Annotated in this window: 23 protein-coding genes and 1 pseudogene; 15 read left to right on the plus strand and 9 right to left on the minus strand. The window is 42.6% G+C overall.

The genetic code is table 11. The features are described 5' to 3' along the window. The first annotated feature begins 39 nt into the window (after positions 1–39). Both M1D94_RS07845 and M1D94_RS07850 read left to right on the plus strand, forming a co-directional pair. Positions 40–1,794, plus strand: coding sequence for a peptidoglycan D,D-transpeptidase FtsI family protein (locus M1D94_RS07845; protein ID WP_456270493.1), 1,755 nt, complete (start codon positions 40–42; stop codon positions 1,792–1,794). 64 nt (positions 1,795–1,858) lie between these two features. Next, the gene (locus M1D94_RS07850) at positions 1,859–2,560 is read left to right on the plus strand and encodes a YrrS family protein (protein ID WP_038829651.1); all 702 of its coding nucleotides are present in this window, start codon (positions 1,859–1,861) and stop codon (positions 2,558–2,560) included. Between the two features lie 36 nt (positions 2,561–2,596). Here M1D94_RS07850 and M1D94_RS07855 read toward each other — a convergent pair whose 3' ends face one another. After that, a complete protein-coding gene (locus M1D94_RS07855; protein WP_014477495.1) occupies positions 2,597–2,800 on the minus strand; it encodes a YrzA family protein in 204 nt (67 codons plus the stop codon). Positions 2,801–2,992: 192 nt separating this feature from the next. On the opposite strand from M1D94_RS07855, the gene M1D94_RS07860 reads away from it, so the two are divergent. From M1D94_RS07860 to M1D94_RS07880, 5 genes are all read left to right on the plus strand, one after another. Further along, positions 2,993–3,634: a class I SAM-dependent DNA methyltransferase gene (locus tag M1D94_RS07860; RefSeq protein WP_456270494.1), complete on the plus strand. Its 642-nt coding sequence runs from the start codon at positions 2,993–2,995 to the stop codon at positions 3,632–3,634. A gap of 20 nt (positions 3,635–3,654) precedes the next feature. After that, on the plus strand, positions 3,655–4,350 hold the full coding sequence (gene mtnN, locus M1D94_RS07865; RefSeq protein ID WP_014477493.1) for a 5'-methylthioadenosine/S-adenosylhomocysteine nucleosidase: 696 nt from the start codon (positions 3,655–3,657) through the stop codon (positions 4,348–4,350). 64 nt (positions 4,351–4,414) lie between these two features. After that, a complete protein-coding gene (locus tag M1D94_RS07870) occupies positions 4,415–5,338 on the plus strand; it encodes an O-acetylserine dependent cystathionine beta-synthase (protein WP_077671549.1) in 924 nt (307 codons plus the stop codon). A 1-nt stretch (position 5,339) separates the two neighbouring features. Further along, entirely contained in the window at positions 5,340–6,479 is a 1,140-nt protein-coding gene (locus tag M1D94_RS07875; protein ID WP_077671550.1) for a bifunctional cystathionine gamma-lyase/homocysteine desulfhydrase, read from the plus strand. Positions 6,480–6,561: 82 nt separating this feature from the next. Beyond that, positions 6,562–6,792, plus strand: a complete 231-nt coding sequence (locus tag M1D94_RS07880; RefSeq protein WP_003237358.1) for a YrhC family protein — start codon at positions 6,562–6,564, stop codon at positions 6,790–6,792. A 36-nt stretch (positions 6,793–6,828) separates the two neighbouring features. On the opposite strand, the gene M1D94_RS07885 is transcribed toward M1D94_RS07880, so the two are convergent. Continuing rightward, on the minus strand, positions 6,829–7,311 hold the full coding sequence (locus tag M1D94_RS07885; RefSeq protein ID WP_003229812.1) for a DUF1641 domain-containing protein: 483 nt from the start codon (positions 7,309–7,311) through the stop codon (positions 6,829–6,831). Between the two features lie 18 nt (positions 7,312–7,329). Next, entirely contained in the window at positions 7,330–10,272 is a 2,943-nt protein-coding gene (fdhF, locus tag M1D94_RS07890) for a formate dehydrogenase subunit alpha (protein ID WP_080481283.1), read from the minus strand. Positions 10,273–10,587: 315 nt separating this feature from the next. Between fdhF and M1D94_RS07895 the strand changes: the two genes are divergently transcribed. The 7 genes and pseudogenes from M1D94_RS07895 (at position 10,588) to cypB (ending at position 17,591) form a co-directional block, all read left to right on the plus strand. After that, positions 10,588–10,956, plus strand: coding sequence for a DUF2294 domain-containing protein (locus tag M1D94_RS07895; RefSeq protein ID WP_003229814.1), 369 nt, complete (start codon positions 10,588–10,590; stop codon positions 10,954–10,956). A 262-nt stretch (positions 10,957–11,218) separates the two neighbouring features. Further along, a complete protein-coding gene (locus M1D94_RS07900; RefSeq protein ID WP_003229815.1) occupies positions 11,219–12,019 on the plus strand; it encodes a formate/nitrite transporter family protein in 801 nt (266 codons plus the stop codon). A gap of 390 nt (positions 12,020–12,409) precedes the next feature. Continuing rightward, entirely contained in the window at positions 12,410–12,559 is a 150-nt protein-coding gene (locus tag M1D94_RS07905; protein WP_004399102.1) for a YrzI family small protein, read from the plus strand. A 156-nt stretch (positions 12,560–12,715) separates the two neighbouring features. Then, entirely contained in the window at positions 12,716–12,874 is a 159-nt protein-coding gene (locus M1D94_RS07910; protein ID WP_003229817.1) for a hypothetical protein, read from the plus strand. A gap of 188 nt (positions 12,875–13,062) precedes the next feature. Continuing rightward, positions 13,063–13,605 carry a class I SAM-dependent methyltransferase gene (locus tag M1D94_RS07915; RefSeq protein WP_046160639.1) on the plus strand — a complete coding sequence of 181 codons (543 nt, stop codon included), beginning with the start codon at positions 13,063–13,065 and terminating at the stop codon, positions 13,603–13,605. A gap of 222 nt (positions 13,606–13,827) precedes the next feature. Then, positions 13,828–14,411, plus strand: a pseudogene (fatR, locus tag M1D94_RS07920) (transcriptional regulator FatR). 15 nt (positions 14,412–14,426) lie between these two features. Further along, entirely contained in the window at positions 14,427–17,591 is a 3,165-nt protein-coding gene (gene cypB, locus M1D94_RS07925) for a bifunctional cytochrome P450/NADPH--P450 reductase CypB (RefSeq protein ID WP_141949560.1), read from the plus strand. A gap of 242 nt (positions 17,592–17,833) precedes the next feature. Here cypB and M1D94_RS07930 read toward each other — a convergent pair whose 3' ends face one another. The 5 genes from M1D94_RS07930 to M1D94_RS07950 form a co-directional block, all read right to left on the minus strand. Then, positions 17,834–18,124 carry a YrhK family protein gene (locus tag M1D94_RS07930; RefSeq protein ID WP_087614863.1) on the minus strand — a complete coding sequence of 97 codons (291 nt, stop codon included), beginning with the start codon at positions 18,122–18,124 and terminating at the stop codon, positions 17,834–17,836. Between the two features lie 134 nt (positions 18,125–18,258). Continuing rightward, the gene (gene oatA / locus M1D94_RS07935; RefSeq protein ID WP_456270495.1) at positions 18,259–20,163 is read right to left on the minus strand and encodes a peptidoglycan O-acetyltransferase OatA; all 1,905 of its coding nucleotides are present in this window, start codon (positions 20,161–20,163) and stop codon (positions 18,259–18,261) included. A 109-nt stretch (positions 20,164–20,272) separates the two neighbouring features. Further along, positions 20,273–21,130, minus strand: a complete 858-nt coding sequence (gene rsiV, locus M1D94_RS07940; RefSeq protein ID WP_014480396.1) for an anti-sigma-V factor RsiV — start codon at positions 21,128–21,130, stop codon at positions 20,273–20,275. Then, positions 21,130–21,630: an RNA polymerase sigma factor SigV gene (gene sigV, locus M1D94_RS07945; RefSeq protein WP_004398891.1), complete on the minus strand. Its 501-nt coding sequence runs from the start codon at positions 21,628–21,630 to the stop codon at positions 21,130–21,132. Before sigV ends, rsiV begins: the two co-directional genes overlap by 1 nt. Before the next feature lie 193 nt (positions 21,631–21,823). Continuing rightward, the gene (locus tag M1D94_RS07950) at positions 21,824–22,651 is read right to left on the minus strand and encodes a TrmB family transcriptional regulator (protein ID WP_004398526.1); all 828 of its coding nucleotides are present in this window, start codon (positions 22,649–22,651) and stop codon (positions 21,824–21,826) included. A gap of 154 nt (positions 22,652–22,805) precedes the next feature. On the opposite strand from M1D94_RS07950, the gene M1D94_RS07955 reads away from it, so the two are divergent. Further along, positions 22,806–23,438: a LysE family transporter gene (locus M1D94_RS07955; RefSeq protein ID WP_003229828.1), complete on the plus strand. Its 633-nt coding sequence runs from the start codon at positions 22,806–22,808 to the stop codon at positions 23,436–23,438. 93 nt (positions 23,439–23,531) lie between these two features. Here the strand turns inward: M1D94_RS07955 and M1D94_RS07960 are convergent, their stop codons facing one another. Further along, the gene (locus M1D94_RS07960; RefSeq protein WP_077671553.1) at positions 23,532–24,920 is read right to left on the minus strand and encodes an amino acid permease; all 1,389 of its coding nucleotides are present in this window, start codon (positions 24,918–24,920) and stop codon (positions 23,532–23,534) included. Positions 24,921–24,927 lie beyond the last annotated feature (7 nt).

The raw sequence follows: 24,927 nt of genomic DNA on the forward strand, positions 1-24,927 counted from the left end.
CGAAACACCTCGTCCACAATGTGGGTGAGGTGTTTTTTTATGAAGATATCGAAACGAATGAAGCTGGCAGTCATCGCATTTTTGATTGTATTTTTTCTGCTTCTGCTGAGGCTTGCAGAAATCCAGCTGTTTTTCACAGAATCATTTTCTAAAAGGAAAATTAATTTGATTCAAGAAAGCGTGAAACAGCGGACGGAGGAAGTGCTCATTTCAGATGGAAGAGGCTCTTTTTTAGATCGAAACGGGCGGGCGCTGACAGGACAAAGCGAGCCTGCGGTTGTTTTGTTCCCTTTTCTGCTGACGCAGGATTGGCCGATCAAAAAAGTTGCGGACATCCTCGGCATGTCTGAAGATGATTTGCGCCAGACACTAGGTAAGGCAAAAAAACCGATCATTTTGCAGCAAAAGAAAATCAAAACACTTTCAAAACAATCTATCACAAAAATCAATTCTTTGAAATATCCCGGCATTTACGGCGTATATATGGAGAATGAAGACAAGCCCAGCCTTGCTTCACATACGATAGGGAGCACGAACCAAGATCCGGCGCTGCTTCGCAAGAAATATCCTGACAAGGAGAGTCTTCCGATTACAACAGAAATCGGAACAACCGGTTTAGAACGGACATTTGACGAGTTTTTGCTTCCGGAACAAGACACAAAGCTTTTATATCATGTGGACGGAAAAGGAAACCCTTTGTTTGGCATGGACGTCAAATATACAGCTGAAGCCAATACATTTTATCCGCTCCAGGTCAAAACAACGATCGATCAAAGCATTCAAAAAGCGATGGAGGAGGTATTGGATGAACAGGGGCTGAAAAAGGGAGGAGCTGTACTGCTGGACATCGAAAATAGCAGTATTCTGGGAATTGTAAGCAAACCAGATGCGGATGTGTCCCGGCAAAACACACTTCAAAATTATATGCTGACGCCAATCTATCCCGGATCAGTTTTTAAAACAGTCATTGCCGCAGCTGCAATCGAAAATAATATGGTGAAGCCTAGTCAAACCTTTAATTGCAATTTAAACCTGTACGGGGAACCGGGGGACGACAAAGGAACCTTGTCTTTTGATGAAAGTTTTGCACAAAGCTGTAATTACACATTTACGAGTCTTGCAGAACAATTAATGAAAAAAGACAGCTCGGTTATTGAAGATATGTCCGAGAAGCTGGCTCTCACTGATCGGGCAGGCTGGGAGGGAAAACTGTACCACGAAACCGATTTCCGCCAGCTGTATAACGAAAAAAGTGGCGTGATTTGGGGGGATGAAAAAGACAAATCAGTCAAAAAAGCCATTGCGCAAACAGCAATTGGGCAGAAAAATGTAAAGGTAACCCCGCTGGAGGTAGCCAATATGATGGCGACAATCGCCCGCGGCGGAGAAAAACGGCAGGTGAAAATTGCCGAACAAATTGAGTATAAGAACGGCACAACGCTCGTTACGTTTAAAGATCAGAAGCTCAAAGGGGAGACGATAGACAAATATACGTCACAGCAGCTTCAAAAAATACTGCGGCAGGTGGTAGAATCTCCTTCCGGAACGGGCAGAAGGTTTCAAGATCTTCCGTATACTGTAGCAGGGAAGTCGGGCACAGCCCAGACAGGCAAGCTTTCAAAAGAGAAGGAAACGCTCTATGAAAAATGGTTTGCCGGATATTTTCCCGCGGATAAGCCGAAATACGCTCTGGTTGTTTTACACATGGATACACCGGGCGATAAGGCTCTGACAAATTCGGTGTTTTATGATATTGTTAAAAAAGTACACGAAATTGAAATCAATCAGAAATAGAACAACTTCTCAGCACATGTTAAAATATATGCTGAGCCAAGAGGGATAAAGGAGTGCAGAATTATTGAGCAATAATCAATCTCGTTATGAAAATCGTGATAAACGCAGAAAAGCCAATTTAGTGCTTAACATTTTAATCGCAATCGTATCCATACTAATTGTCGTAGTAGCAGCGAATCTCTTCATTAACAGTCCTTCTAGCAAAGATGTCAGCAAGGATTCTGAAACGGCGCAAAAACAGGAATCTCCGGCTTCAGGAAAGACGGAAAAGAAATCGGATGAGGATATAAAAGACAGCAAGAAAGATACATCTGACAGCGAAAAGGATTCTGAGAAGTCTTCTGACTCTGATTCCAAAAAAGATGATTCTTCTTCTAAAAAAGATGACTCTGATTCAGATTCAAGCTCAGATTCAGCCGGTAACGGGCTTAAAGATGCAAAAGTAACAGAAGGCGGCTCATCGAGCGATGTGGAAAAAACGTATGAAAATCCTGACTGGAAAGCAGTCGGAACTGAGCAAACAGGCGAGCATGCCGCTACTTATGATTCAAGCTCGCAAGACTGGGCTGAGATGCTGAAAGCCATTTCGTACGCAACTGGTGTCTCAACAGATAACATGACGGTGCTCTGGCTTGGAAATAACGGCAGCCCTCAGGATGCCAAAGGCAAGATTTTGGACAAGGCGACTGGGAATAAGTATCAAGTCACGATTACATGGGTCGATGAAAAAGGCTGGAAGCCGACAAAAGTAGAAAAGCTAAAATAAACAAAAGCAGCCGGGTTACAACCGGCTGCTTTTGTTTTAGGCTTCAGCTGCGAAATGAACCACCGCGCTGTACAATATTCTTCCTTCTGCCACAGCAGTTTGGTGTGAAACAGATTTCACCCGGAGCATGATGGCTTTATTGTTTTCAATTTGTGTATTGATTTTCTTTTCAAGCTCCTGCAATGAAGCCGCTTCAAAAAATTCCACTTTGTCTTTAATCAGATCTAATTGAAAATTCATGTCTTGACCCTCCAGCTTTCACAAGTCATATGAAGTATAAGCTTTTTTGCGGTCAATGCGCAATATGAGATGGCATAAAATACACAAAGTGTTTTAGTACCTGCTTTTCAGAAGATGTGGTATTATAGGAACTGTTCCATCATTAATTCATAGTATGCTTATAGGAATTATTAAATATGGAGTGTGACAAATATGGGACGTGAATTTATCCCTCTCTTTGAAGATTGGGCAGCAACTTATGATCAAACAGTACAAGGTTTAGATATTCAGTATAAAGAAGCATTCAGAGGCTACGATCATATCCTTGATGCCATCGTCAGCAAATCTGGAACGCATGTGTTAGAATTTGGCCCGGGGACAGGGAATTTGACGGCTAAGCTGCTCGATGCAGGCAAAACTGTATTTGGAATCGAACCTTCTCCAGCAATGCGTAAACTGGCTTCTGACAAGCTTTCAGGCAGGTCGGAAATCGTTGATGGAGACTTCCTGACATTCCCTGAGCCGCCATTTCAGGCTGATACAATTGTCAGTTCATATGCTTTTCATCATTTGACTGACGAAGAAAAGCGGGCTGCCATAAAGCAATATGGCAAATACCTTCACTTGCATGATAAAATAGTGTTTGCCGATACCGTCTTTGAAGATGCGCAAGCGTATCAAAAGGCTATCGATAAAGCCCGTTCTCAAGGCTTTTATCAGCTTGCAAATGATTTAGAGACAGAGCATTATCCTATATTGGATGCGTTGAAAGAAATGTTTACAGCTGAAGGTTTTGCGGTCCGATTCACTCAGCAAAACGACTTCGTGTGGATAATGGAGGCGATCAAACGGTAAAGTGAAGGGAATGTGAATAGATGAAACTAGCAGTCATCGGAGCAATGGAAGAGGAAGTTACCATCTTAAGAAACAAACTTGAAAATGCAAAAACAGAAACGATCGCACACTGTGAATTTACAACAGGCGAATATGAAGGAACTGAAGTGATTCTTTTAAAATCAGGAATTGGAAAAGTAAATGCTGCTATCAGCACGACGCTTCTGCTTGACCGTTACAAGCCTGATTATGTCATTAACACAGGCTCAGCCGGCGGATTTCATCATACATTGAATGTAGGGGATGTCGTTATTTCCACTGACGTTCGTCACCACGATGTAGACGTAACGGCTTTTGACTATGAATACGGCCAAGTGCCGGGTCTTCCGGCTGCTTATGCAGCGGATGAAAAGCTGATTAGCATCACTGAAGAAGCGGTATCTGAACTCGACGGCATTCAGGTTGCAAAAGGAACAATTGCAACAGGCGATTCTTTCATGAACGATCCGAAGCGGGTTGAAGAGGTGCGTGCGAGATTTTCTGATCTGTACGCGGTTGAAATGGAGGCTGCGGCAGTGGCTCAAGTGTGCCATCAATTTAAAACGCCGTTTGTCGTCATCAGAGCGTTATCTGATATTGCAGGAAAAGAATCACATGTTTCATTTGACCAATTTTTAGAGCAGGCGGCTGTCCATTCAACAGAGCTTGTGTTAAAGGTGATCAAACGAATTCATTAAAACGGGGAGAACGTTCTCCTCCGTTTTTCTCTAAAAACAACCTCTAATTAGGAGGAGGACATATATGACAGTGATTACGGACATTACCGAGCTGATTGGGAATACACCGCTTCTCCGCTTGAAGAACTTTGATGTTCCAGAAGGAGTCGCGGTGTATGCCAAGCTTGAAATGATGAATCCAGGGGGAAGCATCAAAGACAGACTGGGAGATATGCTGATTCGTGACGCGCTCGATTCAGGCAAGGTGAAACCCGGCGGAGTGATTATAGAAGCTACGGCAGGCAATACAGGGATCGGCCTTGCGCTGAGTGCCAGAAAATATGGGCTGAAAGCGATTTTCTGTGTCCCTGAACATTTCAGCAGAGAGAAACAGCAAATTATGCAAGCGCTTGGCGCATCAATCATTCATACACCGCGTCAAGACGGAATGCAGGGAGCCATTCAAAAAGCCATTCAGCTGGAGACTGAAATTGAAAATTCTTATTGCGTCTTGCAATTTAAAAACCAAGTAAATCCATCGACTTACTATAAGACGCTTGGACCTGAAATGTGGGAAGCGCTTGACGGGAATATTCATACGTTTGTCGCAGGGGCAGGATCAGGGGGCACGTTCGCAGGAACAGCTTCCTTCTTAAAAGAAAAAAATCCAGCAGTCAAAACGGTGATTGTTGAACCGGAGGGCTCGATTTTAAACGGAGGAGAGCCTCATGCTCATAAAACAGAAGGCATCGGCATGGAGTTTATCCCCGATTATATGGATAAGAGCCATTTTGACGAGATCTACACCGTAACAGATGAGAATGCGTTTAGACTTGTGAAAGAAGCGGCAGAAAAAGAAGGCCTGCTGATCGGAAGCTCTTCAGGTGCAGCGCTTTATGCGGCATTGGAGGAAGCGAAAAAAGCATCCGCTGGAACTAACATTGTCACAGTATTTCCTGACAGCAGCGATCGATATATCAGCAAACAAATATACAAAGGAGGCATCTGATATGAAGAAAAAAACATTGATGATACATGGCGGAATCACAGGTGATGAGAAAACAGGCGCAGTTTCCGTGCCCATTTATCAAGTAAGCACGTACAAGCAGCCGAAAGCAGGGCAGCATACAGGCTACGAGTATTCAAGAACGGCCAATCCGACTCGAACCGCTCTCGAAGCACTTGTGACAGAATTGGAAGGCGGGGAAGCTGGTTATGCGTTCAGTTCAGGAATGGCTGCCATTACAGCGGTTATGATGCTGTTTAACAGCGGAGATCATGTCGTGTTGACTGATGATGTGTACGGCGGAACATATCGCGTGATGACAAAGGTGCTTAACCGTCTTGGCATTGAATCAACATTTGTTGATACGAGCAGCAGGGAAGAAGTTGAAAAAGCGATTCGCCCTAATACAAAAGCCATTTATATTGAAACACCGACAAACCCGTTGCTCAAAATCACCGACCTGACGCTCATGGCTGATATCGCAAAAAAAGCGGGTGTTCTGCTTATCGTAGACAATACCTTTAACACTCCTTATTTTCAGCAGCCGCTTACTTTAGGCGCTGATATCGTACTTCACAGTGCGACAAAATATCTTGGCGGACACAGTGATGTCGTCGGAGGTTTAGTTGTGACAGCTTCGAAAGAGCTTGGAGAAGAGCTGCATTTTGTGCAAAACTCCACAGGCGGCGTGCTTGGCCCTCAAGATTCCTGGCTGTTAATGAGAGGAATCAAAACGTTGGGACTCAGAATGGAAGCGATCGATCAAAATGCGCGGAAAATCGCAAGCTTTCTTGAGAATCACCCTGCTGTTCAAACGTTATATTACCCTGGTTCTTCAAATCATCCCGGACATGAGCTTGCAAAAACGCAAGGATCGGGCTTCGGCGGCATGATCTCCTTTGATATTGGCAGTGAAGAACGGGTTGATGCGTTTTTAGGAAATCTGAAACTGTTTACCATTGCTGAAAGCCTGGGGGCGGTTGAAAGCTTAATTTCTGTTCCTGCAAGAATGACACATGCCTCTATTCCGAGAGAACGCCGGCTTGAGCTCGGCATTACGGACGGCTTGATCAGAATTTCTGTAGGAATTGAAGATGCGGAAGACTTGTTGGAAGATATCGGCCAAGCGCTTGAAAATATATAACAAATGGATAGAATTACTTTCTCTGTAAGCCGCCGGATTATATTATAATAGTCGTATACTATGAATCTGGCAGGTGATTCTTTTGAACAAAAATAGAATGAAATCTTTAAAAGAAGACTACAAGCATTTTGCTTTTACATTGCTTGCAGTCAGCACTTTTTTATATATAGGCGCAGTTCTCCCTGATCAAGGCTTAACATTAGGCCAGAAATCGACGATGTTTTTAGCGGATTGCGTATTTTTAGCCGGTGCCTTCTTTTGCGCTGACCGTTCACTTATTTACAAGAAGCGTTTGGAAGAAGCCGACGAATAAAAAAACAGCCATCATCAAGCGATGGCTGTTTTTCTGTTATTGTTCTCGAAGTTCTTTTCCCATGCCTTTTAAAAACTGAAGGCCGAAGCCGACGGCTCTGTTGATGTCAGGGTCGTTCATTGCTTTTAACAGGTCGAGAACCCCGACTTTCTTGTCTTCTTTTAAAAAGCTTTGTGCCTGTTCAGTCCCAGCCATTACGCTTTCTAAAAGCTTTGCTGTAAACTCAGGATCGGCTTTTGTCAATGCGCCTCCGGCTGCCATCATCGTGTTGATGAGGTTGGTGACAGGCTCGCGGGAAACTTGGCCAAGCGCAATCTTGGCAATGTCTTCCTTCGCTCTGAGCATGCTTGTTGCCGCATCAAAAATTCCAAGATCATTGAGTTCATTCATTAACGTCATCGTTTTAGAGACGGCGTCCTCATTTTCCGCCAGCAGCTCTTTCAGTTCTTCTATTTTTTCAAGCTTAATTTGCTCAGCTGTTTTTGTTTCTTTTTTGATCGTCGTAATCGGAGTGGCCATTCGTTTTCCTCCTATCGTTTAATCAGTCAGATGGACATAGCCAGGGCGGTTCCATTTTCTTTCCGCTTCGACTCCGTTTTGCGGATGCCGTTTTTTGTTGCGCGGATTTGTTTTTGGAAGCGGCGCTGTTTCACAGCCGCCAAGCACTTCCATGCGGACCTTTGTCTGTTTATAAGCAGGCGTGTTCGTCCGTTTATCAGCTGCAGGGCCCGTCAAGAAGTTAATCGCTGACTCCTTGTCTGTCGAGTTCATTGGCAGATAGAGTTCATTTTTCCGTACCCGATCTGTGATCAGCGCGTTCAATTTGACTGCTCCGAACGGAGAAACGAGCCGTACAAGCGAACCGTCACAAACACCTCGCTCTTGTGCAAGCTCAGGTGAGATCTCAACGAATACATTCGGCACTTTCGCTTGGATGCCTTTCGATTTATTTGTCATGTTTCCTTCGTGGAAATGCTCCAGCATCCGGCCGTTATTGATATGAAGGTCATATTCCTCCGGAAATGCCGCTGGCTCGGTCCAATCAGAAAGGGCAAAACGGGCTTTTTTGTCAGGGAAATTAAATCCGTCTTCATACAGAAGCGGTGTGCTTTCACCTGTGAAGCTGCCCCATAGGAAGCTGTTCCAGCCTTCAAGCACCTCATAGCTTGCTTTGGCAAACAGAGGAGAAAGACTCGCCATTTCAGAGAAAATGTCACTCGGATGGCTGTAATTCCAATTCGCTCCTAAACGGTTTGCCACCTCTTGAATAATCCACCAGTCCGGTTTTGCGTCACCAAGCGTCGGAAGCGCCTGGTACAATCGCTGGACACGGCGTTCTGTGTTGGTAAATGTTCCGTCTTTTTCAAGTGAAGGAGTGGCCGGCAAGACGACATCAGCATATTGAGCTGTTCTTGACAGGAAGATGTCCTGTACCACGAAGAAATCAAGGCTTGATAAAATATCATGCACATGGTTCGCGTTTGAATCGACCAGTGCCATATCTTCACCGACAAGATACATAGCTTTCATTTTTCCTTCTTCAATGGCATGAAGCATTTGAATATTATCTAAACCAGGCTTTCCATCAATCTCGACACCATATGCCTCTTCAAATTTAGCGCGTGCTTTGTCATCTGTAATATGCTGATATCCCGGCAGCCAGCCTGGCAATGTTCCCATATCACATGCGCCTTGCACGTTATTGTGTCCGCGCAGAGGATAAGCGCCGGCACCTGGACGGCGATAGTTGCCCGTAGCGAGAAGCAGGTTTGAAATGGCTGCTGATGTATCAGAACCGCCTGTATTTTGTGTGACACCCATTCCCCAAAGGACACAAGTGCCGTCAGCATCACGAATCATTTCAGCAATATGAATGATGTTTTCTTTTGAAAGGCCTGTGATGCGTTCTGCATAATCAAGCGTATACGTTTTAAGGGTTTCTTTATAATCTTCAAAGTAATTGACGTTCTCATCAATAAACGCCTGATCGTGCCAGCCTTGGTCGATCATATATTTCGTAACAGCCATCAGCCAAACTTGGTCTGTGCCTTGTTTAGGGCTGATGAACAGATCGGATCGCTCAGCCATCTCATTTTTACGCAGGTCAGCAACAATCAGTTTTTGACCGTGGAGCTTGTGTGCCCGTTTGACGCGTGTTGCGAGCACTGGGTGTCCTTCCGCCGGATTGGCACCGACAATGATGACGAGACCTGCTTTGGCAATATCTTTAATCGTGCCGGCGTCACCGCCCATGCCGACAGTGCGGAACAATCCGTCTGTAGCAGGAGACTGGCAGTAGCGTGAGCAGTTATCGACGTTGTTTGTTTCAAATACCTGACGCGCTAGTTTTTGAATGACGTAGTTTTCTTCATTCGTAATTTTAGAAGAAGAAATAAACCCGACAGAGCCTTTACCGTACTGCTCTTTAATTGATCCTAATCTGCTTGCGACAAGATCGAGGGCCTCTTCCCAAGAAGATTCCACAAAGGCTCCGTTTTTACGGATTAAAGGCTTTGTGATCCGCTCTTTTGAATTGACAAAATCCCAGCCGAATTTCCCTTTGACACATGTGGAAATCGCGTTAACCGGAGCATCAGAAACAGGCTGGATCTTTAAAATATCCCGTCCTTTTGTCCATACTTCAAATGAACACCCGACACCGCAGAACGTACATACAGTTTTCGTTTTTTTCGTTCTTGTTTCACGCATTGCCGCTTCGACTTCAGAAATGGCAAAAATGCTGCCATACCCCGGTTCAACATTTTTCACGAGATCAATCATCGGTTCCATGACGTCCTCTTTAATGCCTGTCATAAAACCAGCCTGCCCGAGCATTGATTTTTCCATCAGTGCATTACATGGACATACTGTTACACACTGACCGCAGCTGACACAGGAAGATTCATTGATCGGAACTCCCTCATCCCAAATGACGCGAGGGCGTTCGCGTTCCCAGTCGATTGAGAGTGTTTCATTTACCTGAAGGTTTTGACAGACCTCAACACACTGGCCGCAGGCAATACATTGGTTTGGATCATAGCGGTAAAAAGGGTGAGACATATCAACCGCGCAAGAAGGATCTTCTTTTGGCGTGTATGGGTATTTTTGATGCTCGATCCCCATCATTTCCGCTGTATTATGCAGCGTACAGTTGCCATTGTTGTTATCGCAAACTGTACAATACAGCAAATGATTTTCAAGAAGGCGGTCCATCGCTTCGGTTTGCGCTTCTTTCACTCGATTTCCTGAAAGATCAATAGACATCCCGTTTTCTGCAACCGTCGCGCATGAACGAACCAGCTTGCCGTTTGCCTCTACTATGCAAGTATCACAAGTTTGAATCGGGTCAACCTCTGGTACGTGGCAAATCTGCGGGTACTCAATTCCGTTTTCATTTAAAATATCTAAAATTGTGGCCCCTGCTCGTGCTTGAATTTCTGTTCCGTCTACACGGACACTGATCGACTTAACGTCCATCATATTCATATTCCCCTCCATCTTTCTTTCAAGAAGTCAAAAAAAGCCATGTATAGATACACCTGCCCTTAATTCTAAGAAGGTGTAAACACACATGGCGGAATAGTTCACTAGCAAGTCTTACTAACAGACCAATCCTTGATTTTTATAAAACGATAGACTCATAACAAGATCCTATTACAAATCCATCAACACTGCTTTTATTATAATGTGATATTTATTATAATACAATATGGCAGGAAAATTTTAACCAAGTGAAATGTCCTGAGGGGAACCGGGAAAAGCCTTTATAAGGCAATATCGGAAGGGGTAATCAGCATGTCTAAAAAAATTCATGAATTCAATGATATTATTCGAAAACTTCGCAAAGAATTGTTCGGAAAAGGGCCTGAGAGAATTCATACTGTATTTGTAGAAAACATGGCAGTTTCAACACTATACGGAAATCTGAGTGCAAGCGAGCAGTTTATCGCCCGCACGCCTGAAGGAAGAGAGATGGTACATGCGGCCCGGACAAGCCTAATTCAAGACCTTTATTCCAAACAAACACCGGAAGGAATGGAGGAACTCATGGGAGCTAAGCTAGTCCATTTATTTTCTGATATTAAAATTGAGGAAAACATCGCTGTATCTGTATTTGTTTTTGACCGAAAAATAGATGAGCAAAAAGAAGTTCTGCAAAGCTAGTATATTTGTCATTGACACAAATTTGTCACATTTGATATGATGTTGCTACAGTTATAGAAGGCTAAAGCAATGGAATGTATGCACGAACTGTATATATTCTCTTTCAATATCTTATATACTGCTTGATATTGTTGTATGGGTATGCATACAAGTTAGGCAGCATTCAAACGCCTGGTTTGACACAGGTTATTTGAGTGCTGCCTTTTTTATTGCCTTTCTTGCATAACTGTGAGAAAAGAAGAAGTAATGGAGGCGTTTTATTATGGCTTTTCGAAAACCGGATGAAATAGCGGAAGCAGCAATTGAAGCAGGGATGAAAAAAATAAAGCTCCCGCTGCCGTCACTGCTTGTGCTGGGGTTTTTAGGCGGTGCATTTATCGCGCTTGGGTATTTGCTTGATATCAGGGTAATCGGCGATCTTCCGAAAGAATGGGGGAGCCTGTCCAGTTTGATTGGTGCAGCAGTATTTCCAGTCGGCCTGATCCTTGTCGTTCTCGCTGGCGCTGAACTGATCACAGGCAATATGATGTCAGTTGCGATGGCGTTATTTTCGAGAAAAATATCAGTAAAAGAGTTAGCGATTAACTGGGGAATCGTCACAATTATGAACTTAATCGGCGCATTGTTTGTTGCTTACTTTTTCGGGCATTTGGTTGGATTGACTGAAACAGGTCCTTATTTAGAAAAAACGATTGCCGTTGCCCAAGGAAAGCTTGATATGAGCTTTGGCAAGGTTCTCATTTCCGCCATCGGCTGTAACTGGCTTGTATGTCTTGCAGTGTGGCTTTCTTTCGGCGCCCAAGACGCAGCAGGAAAAATCCTTGGCATCTGGTTCCCAATCATGGCTTTTGTGGCTATCGGATTTCAGCACGTTGTCGCCAACATGTTTGTGATTCCTGCTGCCATTTTTGCAGGCTCATTCACGTGGGGGCAGTTCATCGGAAACATCATTCCGGCTTTTATCGGTAATGTCATCGGCGGAGCTGTATTTGTCGGTCTCATTTATTTTATTGCATATCATAAGAAAGACCGCTCCAGAAAAGAAATGAAGCAGGTGTCATGACCAACGGGCAAATCCATTCGATAATTTGCACAATTTCCGTCCATTTTTAGAAAAAGTTGTTTACAAAATGGAATTTGGTGGATATACTTACAAAGTAAGAAAAAAAGCAAAGGAGGCTGAACCAAAATGACAATGAGAAAACGACGTCAACCTGTACGTGATACACATGTAAAAGTTCATGGTTTATTCAGCCTGTGGAAGAGTTCGTGTCCTTCCTTAACCGATGCTTATCGCACGCATTAAATTCGGAATAGTCGGACATACGCAACTCCCCGCAGGCAGTAGAGGCATTGGTGTCTTCTTTTGTCTGCGGTTTTTATTTGCCCGCGGCAGAAGGGTTGTGCCGCGGGTTATTTCGCTTGATGCGGACTTTGAAAGGGGGTGAGCGATATGACGATTAACCTATTCTTTTTAACGTTAACGATTAAAAAACGGTTTAAAAGCCTGGAAGAATTCGAACGAGAACAGCAGATTGAGCAGATTTATGATGAAATGAAAGAGTCTCAGTTAAAGCATCTTTATTTAACGAACTGGCGCTAAAAGCAACGAAAAAAACTGAAGGGGGAATGGCATATGCTTAGAAGGGAATTATTGATGCATTATACAATGGAGAAGGACCAAGTTTAGCGAAATAGCTGTCAAGAAAATGCGCGCCTGCATATAGTAAATCAACGTTATTGTGAGGCAGGTGATGGCATGATGAACGATTATCAAAAAAGACTGCCGTCGATTGGCCATGGTTATGCGTCCATGCCGCATTCCTTCAAACATGGTTATGGAAATCCATTCCGACAGCAGAGGCTGATGGCAATGCAGCAGCAAAGGCTGTATGTATTCCCTTATCATTGGCATTAGAAAGAGGGCAGAAAACATTATGTTTTCTGCTTTTTTTTCGGAAAAAAATGAAAAAGTTTAGTTCTATTGAAACATTTTTCAATACATTGCCGTCTAGTTGGTACCTTCCTTCACTTTTAGAAATGAAGATGATGTTTATTTTTTTAAGATAATAAATAAACATAGGAAACCAAAAGCAGGTGTTTAAATTGCTAGAAAATAGACTCTATAAACGATCGAATTTTCGGAAATTATTTTCTCGGAAATATAAGCTAACCAAAACAATTGAGCATATGATGATTGACTCTATAGATATACAAGAAAATGACAGAATTTTAGAAATTGGAATCGGAAATGGCACTGTCTTTAAAAGCATAACCAAGAAACTAGAAAAGGGAAGCCTAAAAAGCATTGATCCTTCAAAGCGAAAGGTAAGACAGATATCACGTGCGAATCGAAAGAATATGGGGAACGGGGAGGTTTTTCATGGCTATCCAGAGGACATTCCCTTTGATGACCGTACCTTTAATAAAGTCTTTTCTTTACATACAGTTCAGAGCTGCACCGATATTAGGCTTGCATTAAGAGAAATTTACAGGGTGCTTCAAATTGACGGCCGGTTTTATATCAGTATTGACACAAATACCGGTGAAAAAGAGAAAACGTATATTCAACTGCTGAAAGATCAGCATTTCAGGGATCTTTCTGTTATCAGGCGTGATTCCTGTCTATGTATTGTGGCTGTTAAATAAAAAATTTCTCGGGAAATATATCCAAGATCCTTACATTTGGATTTGGGTATATTTTCTTAATTTTTTATTTTTTGCATATACTTTATATTAAAAAAAGTTTTTTTCATTTAAACTTATAACAGAAGAAAGAACAAAGAGGTGATTTCAGACAGGGCAGACATTCTTTGTGAACAAAAGGAATGAATATTCATTCCGCAAACGAATCGGAGGTTGTCAGATTATATGCTATCCGCATCCAGCAGTAAATACGACATGATTATGAAAGCGTCGGTCTCACTTTTTACGGAAAGGGGTTTTGACGCTACCACTATTCCTATGATAGCTGAACGTGCTCATGTAGGGACAGGAACGATCTATCGTTATTTTGACAGCAAAGAAACACTCGTAAACGTGCTGTTTCAAGAAAGCATCCAGCGATTTACGGAAAAACTGAAGCAAGACGTTTCAGAATTGCCTGTCAGAGAAGGCTTTCACCACGTATTTTGCTGTCTCGTTCAGTTTACGAAAGAGAGCGACTATGCGCTTTTTTTTCTTGAAACCAAAAAAGATGCTCATTACTTAAATCATACAAGCAAAAAAATGATAGAAAATCTGACTCAAATGCTTGATGACTATTTTAATAAGGGAAAAGCGGAAGGCGTGATTCGCAGCCTGCCCTCTAATGTGTTAATTGCGATTGTATTAGGGGCGTTTCTCAAGATATATCAGCTCGTTCAAACAGGTGATATAGAGATGGACACTGATTTAATTACTGAATTGGAACAATGCTGCTGGGACGCCATTAGCTTCATTCATCACAAAAATAGGAAAGGGAGATGTTAATGAAACAGGCAAGCGCAATACCTCAGCCCAAAACATACGGACCTTTAAAAAATCTTCCGCATCTTGAAAAAGAACAGCTTTCTCAATCCTTATGGCGGATAGCTGATGAATTGGGGCCGATTTTCCGTTTTGATTTTCCGGGAGTATCCAGTGTTTTTGTATCGGGCCACAATCTTGTGGCTGAAGTGTGTGATGAAAGCCGCTTTGACAAGAACCTTGGCAAAGGCTTGCAAAAGGTGCGCGAATTCGGGGGAGATGGCTTATTTACAAGCTGGACGCACGAACCGAACTGGCAAAAAGCCCACCGCATTTTGCTGCCGAGTTTTAGTCAAAAAGCGATGAAAGGCTACCATTCTATGATGCTGGATATCGCAACCCAGCTGATTCAAAAATGGAGCCGGTTAAACCCTAATGAAGAAATTGATGTAGCAGACGATATGACACGTCTGACGCTTGATACGATTGGGTTATGCGGATTTAACTATCGATTCAACAGCTTTTACCGTGATTCACAGCATCCGTTTATCACCAGTATGCTCCGTGCCTTAAAAGAGGCGATGAATCAATCAAAAAGACTGGGCCTGCAAGATAAGATGATGGTGAAAACGAAGCTGCAGTTTCAAAAGGATATAGAAGTCATGAACTCCCTGGTTGATAGAATGATAGCGGAGCGAAAGGCGAATCCGGATGATAACATCAAGGATCTCTTGTCTCTCATGCTTTATGCCAAAGATCCAGTAACCGGTGAAACGCTGGATGATGAAAACATAAGGTATCAAATCATCACATTTTTAATTGCTGGACATGAGACAACAAGCGGTTTGCTTTCCTTTGCGATTTATTGTCTGCTTACACATCCAGAAAAACTGAAAAAAGCTCAGGAGGAAGCGGATCGCGTGTTAACGGATGACACGCCTGAATATAAACAAATCCAGCAGCTCAAATACACTCGGATGGTTTTAAATGAAACCCTCAGACTGTATCCAACAGCTCCGGCTTTTTCTCTATATGCGAAGGAGGATACTGTTCTAGGCGGGGAATATCCGATCAGCAAAGGGCAGCCAGTCACTGTTTTAATTCCAAAACTGCACCGGGACCAAAACGCTTGGGGGCCGGATGCGGAAGATTTCCGTCCGGAACGGTTTGAGGATCCTTCAAGTATCCCTCACCATGCGTATAAGCCGTTTGGAAACGGACAGCGCGCTTGTATTGGCATGCAGTTTGCTCTTCAAGAAGCGACAATGGTTCTCGGTCTTGTATTAAAGCATTTTGAATTGATTAACCATACTGGCTACGAACTAAAAATCAAAGAAGCATTAACGATCAAGCCGGATGATTTTAAAATTACTGTGAAACCGCGGAAAACAGCGGCAATCAATGTACAGAGAAAAGAACAGGCAGAAATCAAATCAGAAACAAAGCCAAAAGAAACCAAACCTAAACACGGCACACCTTTACTCGTTCTTTACGGTTCAAACCTTGGGACAGCTGAGGGAATAGCCGGTGAATTGGCTTCTCAAGGCCGCCAGATGGGCTTTACAGCTGAAACGGCTCCGCTTGATGATTATATCGGCAAGCTCCCTGAAGAAGGGGCAGTCGTCATTGTAACGGCTTCTTATAATGGGTCGCCGCCTGATAATGCTGCCGGCTTTGTAGAGTGGCTGAAAGAGCTTGAGGAAGGCCAATTGAAAGGTGTTTCCTATGCGGTATTCGGCTGCGGGAACCGGAGCTGGGCCAGCACGTATCAGCGGATTCCCCGCCTGATTGATGACATGATGAAAGCAAAGGGGGCATCGCGTTTAACAGAGATTGGGGAAGGTGACGCCGCCGATGATTTTGAAAGCGATCGCGAGTCTTGGGAAAACCGCTTCTGGAAGGAAACGATGGACGCATTTGATATTAACGAAATAGCCCAGAAAGAAGACAGGCCTTCATTATCGATTGCTTTTCTCAGTGAAGCGACGGAAACGCCGGTTGCTAAAGCATATGGCGCGTTTGAAGGGGTTGTGTTAGAGAATCGAGAACTCCAGACAGCTGACAGCACGCGTTCAACCCGCCATATTGAATTGGAAATTCCGGCTGGTAAAACATATAAAGAAGGCGATCATATCGGAATCCTGCCGAAGAACAGCAGGGAGCTTGTTCAGCGGGTTCTCAGCCGATTCGGTTTGCAGTCCAATCATGTGATAAAAGTAAGCGGAAGCGCTCATATGGCTCATCTGCCGATGGATCGGCCGATCAAAGTAGTGGATTTATTGTCGTCCTATGTAGAGCTGCAGGAACCGGCATCAAGGCTTCAGCTTCGGGAGCTGGCCTCTTATACAGTTTGTCCGCCGCATCAAAAAGAGCTGGAACAGCTCGTTTCAGATGATGGCATTTACAAAGAGCAGGTACTTGCAAAACGTCTTACCATGCTTGATTTTTTAGAGGATTATCCTGCTTGCGAAATGCCGTTTGAACGGTTTTTAGCACTTTTGCCATCACTAAAACCGAGATACTATTCCATTTCAAGCTCACCGAAAGTTCATGCAAATATCGTGAGCATGACGGTAGGAGTTGTGAAAGCCTCAGCATGGAGCGGCCGAGGTGAATACCGGGGTGTCGCCTCTAATTATTTAGCAGAGTTGAATACAGGTGATGCAGCAGCCTGCTTCATTCGTACGCCGCAGTCCGGATTCCAGATGCCGGATGAGCCTGAAACGCCTATGATTATGGTCGGGCCGGGCACAGGAATTGCGCCATTCAGGGGCTTTATTCAGGCAAGATCGGTTTTGAAGAAGGAAGGAAGCACCCTTGGTGAAGCACTTTTATACTTCGGCTGCCGCCGCCCGGACCATGACGACCTTTACAGAGAAGAGCTGGATCAAGCGGAACAGGAAGGTTTGGTCACAATCCGCCGATGCTACTCGCGCGTCAAAAACGAACCAAAAGAATATGTCCAGCACTTGCTCAAGCAAGATACGCAGAAATTGATGACACTCATTGAAAAAGGGGCTCATATTTACGTATGCGGTGATGGATCACAAATGGCTCCTGATGTAGAGAAGACTTTGCGATTGGCGTATGAAGCTGAAAAAGGAGCAAGTCAGGAAGAATCAGCTGAATGGCTGCAAAAGCTGCAAGATCAAAGACGTTATGTGAAAGACGTTTGGACAGGAATGTAAAATATAAAATCCCGCCAATCTGATTGGCGGGATTGCTTTGCATATGAGAAAACCGGCACGATAATGAAATCTACTGAAAAGGATGTTATAGGGAGTATCGTGCCGGCCTTATTATTCATATCGGCATGCAGAGGCAAAAGTTTAGTTCTTTTTACTTATTTTTTAAAATAAATAGTCTAAAAGTCTTGTTTTTGATTTTCAACTCAGGCTTTTGGCATTTTGTTCTTGCTTATTCCTTAAGATCAGTCATCTGTTGAAGATTGATGCTTGAATTGCTGTTCCACATGCTTACGGTAATGAAAGTCATGAATCAGCCGAATGGTCGGCCTGATTAACAGCAGCAAACTTCCGATCGCAAACAGCCATATCCCTGCCGACATTAATCTGTCATAAAAAAAGAAAAAGCTCCCGACGAGAAACAAAGCACCAATGATAAAATCGTTTACTGTATAAAGAATCTTATATCGTTTTTTGAAAAAAAGTTCATATCGTTTCAGCTCTTTTTGGAAGTCATGTTCTTCATTTACTGTCACCATCATCCCTCCATTCTATTTTGGCTTACCCTTACGTAAACGGAATGTAAACATAAGGGCAGCCTTGCTGAAAGGAGACATAATCAACGATCAGAAACTAAAGTGAAAAAGTGATCCGCATAGGATCTCTTTTTTTATGATTTCATCGCCTGAACAATAAGAGCGGTCAAAGCTTTTGCCCCTTTAGGAACCAAGTGAACACCATCAGGGGTAAAATATTCTGGATGCTGAAGAGCTTCTGTATGCCAGTCAACTAACGTAACATTTTGATGTGCGCTTGCCTGGTGCTGTAAAGATTCATTAACCTTGCTTTCCCATTGGCGGGGAACCCGTGTATTGACAAGATAGATATGGGCTTTTGAGAAAGATTGAAGCAGTTGTTCGATTTGGCTGTTTGTAAAGTAGCCATTGGTTCCAAGCTCAATGATGACAGCCTTGTTCGGCTGATTAAAAGACTTGTACTCCCTTGCGAGTTCCAAAGCTTGAGACATTTGTCTTCCTACCTTTCCATCAATCGTCACATGTGAAAGTGACTGACGCAGGTGTGAAGAAATATCAAGCATGACGGAATCTCCTATAGCTAACACCTCTTTCGCAGTATCTGCGGGTTCTTTCGTCTGTTTAGATTGCGTGTCTTTCTTTTTATGAGTCTCTTGCCCACTATCTTTGTTTTCCTTTTGACGTTGATCGGATTCTGTTGTCTTTTGTTCAGGATAGTGTTTTTTATCTGCTGCAGCGTTCTTTTTATCCCCAGAAGCCTGGCTGGTGTCAGCATTTGTTTCTTGTGAGCTATAGGTCCATTTGGTAGGGTGCTTTTGCTCTCCGGCTAACCCAGACAGCCCTCCTGCAAAAATAAGTATAGCGAAAATGACGAAACCAATTGACAGTTTGCTGATGACAGATGTCGTTTTCCATTCCTTGATTCTATGTATAAAAACACGGCGGAAAAATGACCTAAATCCCTGTGTCCGTATCGGCTTCTCAATAAAATGATAGGAAAGCTCGGCAAGTATACATGTCACAATGACCTTTAGCACGATATGCCAAAGAACAGGGTTTCCGATTTCTTGAACTGGCGTGCTTAACACAATAACAGGGTAGTGACAAAGATAAATTCCGTAAGACCTCGTTCCAAGCCACCGAAGCGGCCTCCATGAAAGCAGATTGCCTAAAAAGCTGCTCGGATGGCAAACACATGCAATAAGGATTGCGGCAGTCACGCTAATGAATAGCATTCCGCCTCTGTAAAGAAAAGGCTCGTATTCATCTGTGAAATAGACACACAACACTAAAGTACAAAATGCCAAAAATTCAGTGGCGTGCAAAGTGTGCTTCAGTTTGCTTGGCAGCCTGTTGGAAGACAGCCTTTTCATTGGCCATACCAAAGCCAAGGCACATCCGATGAGAAGTTCAAACGAACGAGTGTCTGTGCCATAGTAAACGCGGCTCGGATCTCCGCCAGGTTCATACAGTACGCTCATCATCACGGCTGAACAAAGCGCAAGCAATGATATCACCGCAGCCAATCTGGCGCGGCTTTTCATTATGTACATTCCAACAACTAAAAACATCGGCCATATGATATAAAATTGTTCTTCAATCGCCAGCGACCAAAGGTTTTTTAGAGGTGATGGGGAACCGAAACTATCAAAATATGATAGCTTGTGAAAAATAAACCACCAATTGCTCATATAAAAGAGAGAAGAGATCGCATCTCCACGTACAGTGTGCAATAGTTCTCGATCAAACAATACGACCCACACAACAGTGGAAAAGATCATAAGGTACGCTGCCGGCAGAAGCCGCCGAATGCGGCGCACCCAAAAGTCCCGAAAATCAAGATTGATATCATTTCCATATGCCGGTAATAGAATAGATGTAATCAAATATCCGGATAAAACAAAAAAGATATCAACTCCGATAAAACCTCCGTTAGCCCAATTGAAATTTAGGTGATAAGCGATAACTGACAGGACGGCAAAAGCGCGAAGGCCATCAAGTCCAGGGATGTATCGATGATGCTGTGTCTTGTGATACATGGGAATTCCTCCAATAGTATGCAAATATTCTCGTTGTTTTTGATAGCGAGGTTACGACCTCGAAAGAGAAGAGAGAAAACATCCATAATCTTAGATGGATGTTTTTATTTTATCGAATATAACGTTCTCCCACGAGCAAGTTTGAAATGACGCTGGTTGGAATTGTAAACTCGGTAACGCCCATATAGCCAGGGGCGACTTCATATTCGTCAAATGAGATCACAAGTTTATGGTCTTCAGTAATGTAAAACGTCTGATCAGGAAGAATCGTTTTGAACGGTTCTGCATCTTCGTCAGTGAGCCAATATATTTTATTTGGATCTTCCTTCATTTGCTGTTTCATTTGCTCTCTAATATTTTGACTGATGACTTTAATATAGCGCTCATCTTTGAATAAGCTTTTTAATGTAAGTAAAATATCATTCTTTTTGTCAATTGTAATATAACGGCTTTGTGTGTAGGAAGATGCTTGTGTTTTTTCAATATTGCGCCGGATCGAGAGTAAATCTGGCGTGTCTGTGACCGTCTCGTAATCACTGTAGATGCTGAGATGCCCTTTTTTGTTTTTGGATGTGGACTGTATAAACTCTTTATACAGCTGCTGGCTTTCTTTCAAGTATTTTTGGTTAATGCTGTTTTCCAGCTCTTTATTAGAAAGCCCGGACAAAGCAGGTGTTTTGACATCAATGCTTGATTGGTCTTTTTCCTCTTTGATTTCAATAAAGGTGATCGCTTTGACGATTTTGCCGATGACAGGGATCCTTGACATAGCCTGAGCAGCGTCAGGGTTGATATTAACAAGCGCAGTGAATAAAATAGCTGCAGCGATTGCTGCTGATGTCGGCCACATGACGATTCTTTTCTTTTTTGGTTCTTGCTGAAGGGCTTTTTCAACAATGATATCCAATTCTTTAGGAATCGGAACATTTTTATATTCTTCTCTTAATTGCTGTAATCTCTTATCCATTAAGAAAGATCCTCCTTCGTCAGCTGAATGCGCATCAGCTTCAATGCTCTGTATAGGCGCGTTTTGACGGTATTCGTGTTTTCTCCTGTAATTTCCGCAATTTCTTCTAATTTGAGGTCTTCAAAAAAGCGTAAAATAATAATGGTTTTATAGCGGTACGGCAATTCGTCAAGCGCTTCATGGAGATCAGTATCCTTGTAATGGTCTTCCTTTCCTTTGCTTAAAAATTCTATCGTTTCGTCGTCCATCACTCTTATCTTTTTTTGTTTGCGCAAAAAATCAATGGCTGTCCGCACTAAAATTTTATAAAACCAGCTTTTTATCGTCTCAGGGTTCCTGACCGTTTCAACTGAGCTCAGCGCTTTTTTTATCGATTCCTGAACAATATCTAATGCGTCATCTTGATTTTTCACATAACTGAAAGCCAACCTGTAGAAATCTTGCTTATGGTCAGTTATGCATGTGACAAGCAACGCTTTTGTTGTTTGTTTTTTCTTCATTGCAATAAAGGGCTCCTTTTTGAATATACGTATATCGTAGGCTGTTACCTAGGATAGACGCGGCAGGCTGAAAAATAGTTTGCGCAGAATCACATTTTTTTAAAAGAGAGAAGTAAATCAGCATGGGGGGGTTATGCATAAAAAAACAAGGCTTGTTTTGTACAAGCCTTGTTTTGGTTAAGCGATGCGAATATTATTCCAAATAATGTTTTTTGAAATCTGAATGGATAGAAAATTTACGGCGCAACTGGATGAGATTTTTCCCGAAGCTCTCTTCTAAAAGCTCTCTATGCTTTTTCAGAATTTCCATGAGGTACAGATCATGAATGATCACTTCAGTAATAGGCATGACTAAACCTACATGCATCGTCCATGCAGCACGGCTGTCGTTGCCAAGTGAGACAATGCCTGCTACGACTTCTGAATCATCTCCGCTATAGACAAGCCACCGTCCGTCATACTCTTCTGTAATTTCACTGCTCATATCATGAAGGTAAACATTGGCAAAATCAGATACGATGTCTCCGTACGCAATAATGGTGACAATAACGCCTTGTTCTGCCGCCTGTTTGAGCTCTGCTTCTATCTCCTTAAAATCCTCTTTCCATATTTCTAAGAGGATTCTTTTTTTGGCAGATAAGATACAAGCCTTCACCTTTTCAAGAATTTCACTGCGGCCGGTGATATTCCAGATGTTTTCCCGGTCATTAGCAGTCTGCTCGAACTTTTCAAAATATTTCTCAGCCTGATCAAAATGCTCTTCCGCTTTGAGCCGGCGGTTTTTAATCAGTTCTTTTGCGGGGACAGGAACATACTGAGGCGTATTTCCATGACTGACAAAAACATCTCCCCTTATGACAAGGCTTTCCAAGACTTCATAAATTTTAGAACGGGGAACTCCGGATTTTTTGGCAACGGCATAGCCTGTTAAAGGTGATTCTTGCAATAATGCCAAATACGCTTTCGATTCATATTCTGTAAAATTGAGGTTTTTTAAAATGTCTAACATATTTTCTTTCATATATCCTCCAATATAAAGAGCAATCGCTGCCTTAGTAATCGCTATTTTAACAAACCATATTGATTTATTCCAAACACATTGATACACTTTTTATAAGTAGTTACTTTTGTAGTCACTATATGATTAAGGGGATTTTTTAAAGGGGGAGAGAACAATGCACAGCTTACTCGCATACATACCGATCGCTGCCATGATGGTTATCATACCGGGGGCAGATACGATGCTTGTGATGAAAAATACGCTTAGGTATGGCCCGAAAGCCGGCCGTTATAACATTCTCGGATTGGCAACAGGACTTTCCTTTTGGACGGTGATTGCCATTTTAGGATTATCAGTGGTGATCGCAAAGTCAGTGATTCTTTTCACAACGATCAAATATTTGGGAGCGGCATACTTAATTTATTTAGGTGTAAAAAGTTTTTTTGCTAAAAGTATGTTTTCGTTAGATGACATGCAATCCCAAGCAAAAAATATGGCAAGTTCTCCGAAACGTTATTATAAAACTTCCTTTATGCAGGGATCACTCAGTAACATTCTCAATCCTAAAACTGTTTTGGTGTATGTTACAATCATGCCCCAATTTATCAATTTGAACGGAAATATAAACCAGCAGCTCATTATTTTAGCTTCAATCCTAACCTTATTAGCGGTGTTGTGGTTCCTGTTTCTTGTTTATATTATTGATTACGCAAAAAAATGGATGAAAAACTCGAAGTTCCAGAAAGTGTTTCAAAAAATTACCGGAATAATATTAGTAGGTTTCGGCATCAAAACTGGTTTGAGTTAACACTTAAATGAAGTGAATGAAATTTGAAACCAAAGTTTAATTTGTGTTTGACCCATAAAAAAGACAAGGGAGTGAGTATCCCTTGTCTTTTTTTTATTTCATCTTATGTCCTCTGCGGGTTTGTACCTTATACAAAATAATCAATAAAACAAACCAGACCGGGGTGACAAACAAAGCAATACGTGTATCATTCGCCAGTGCCAATATGACAAGAATGAACGCGAGAAATGCAAGTGTTAAATAGTTGGATAATGGGTAAAAAGGCATTTTAAATTTGTTTGCTTTCGCTTCATGCTGCCTTGTTTTTCGATATTTCAAATGGCAAATCACCGTGATGCCCCAAATAAAAATGAAGCATATTGTAGAAACACTTGTAATCAGTGTGAAGACTTGCTCGGGCATTAAATAATTCAGACTAACGCCAATCAGAATGGCGATGGATGAAAAGAACAGCGCATTGCTTGGCACGTTAGAAGAAGTCAATTTCTTTAATAGTCCAGGTGCGTGATGATCCTTTGCAAGTGAATAGACCATTCGGCTTGTGCTGAATAAAGCGCTATTTGCAGCTGATGCGGCTGATGTTAATACAACAAAATTGATCAAACTGGCAGCCACAACGATGCCTACTGCAGAGAAGACCTGAACAAATGGGCTTTCGTTTGGATTCAACACATTCCAAGGATAGATACACATAATCACGAAAAGTGCGCCAACATAAAAAAGTAAAATCCGGACAGGGATTTGATTGATGGCTTTAGGGATCACTTTTTGGGGATTTTCTGTTTCACCTGCTGTCAGTCCGACAAGTTCAATACCCACGAAAGCGAAGACGACCATTTGGAAAGATAGGATAAACCCATGCCATCCATTTGGGAACATGCCACCGTGGCTCCAAAGGTTGTTGAGGCTGGCAGGGCCGGAAGCTGCGGAAAAACCTTTCGCAATCAGGAGAATACCAGTTACGATCAGAGCCAGTATGGCAATGACTTTGATCAATGCAAACCAAAATTCTAATTCTCCGAAAAGTTTAACGGTGGCAAGGTTCATGATCAGCAGGATAATAAGCGCAAGAAGACCCGGCAGCCATTGAGGCACATCGGGAAGCCAATATTGCGTATAAATGCCGACCGCCGTTAAATCAGCCATCGCGAGGGAAATCCAACAGAACCAGTAGGTCCACCCAGTGATAAATGCTGCCATGTTTCCTAAATAGTCCCTTACAAAATCAACAAAAGAGTGGTATCCCGCATTTGATAAGAGCAGTTCTCCGAGCGAACGCATAATGAAAAAACAAAATACGCCGGTGATCAAGTAAGCAAATAAAATGGATGGTCCTGCAAAATGGATGGATTTACCTGAACCTAAAAATAAACCTGTACCGATTGCACCTCCAATCGCCATTAATTGTATATGCCTGTTTTTAAGGCCTCTAGACAATTTCTGTTGCTGGCCAAAATTGTCTTTGCTAGAATTGCCTATCAATTTTATT

The sequence above is a fragment of the Bacillus sp. JZ109 genome (assembly GCF_053903135.1).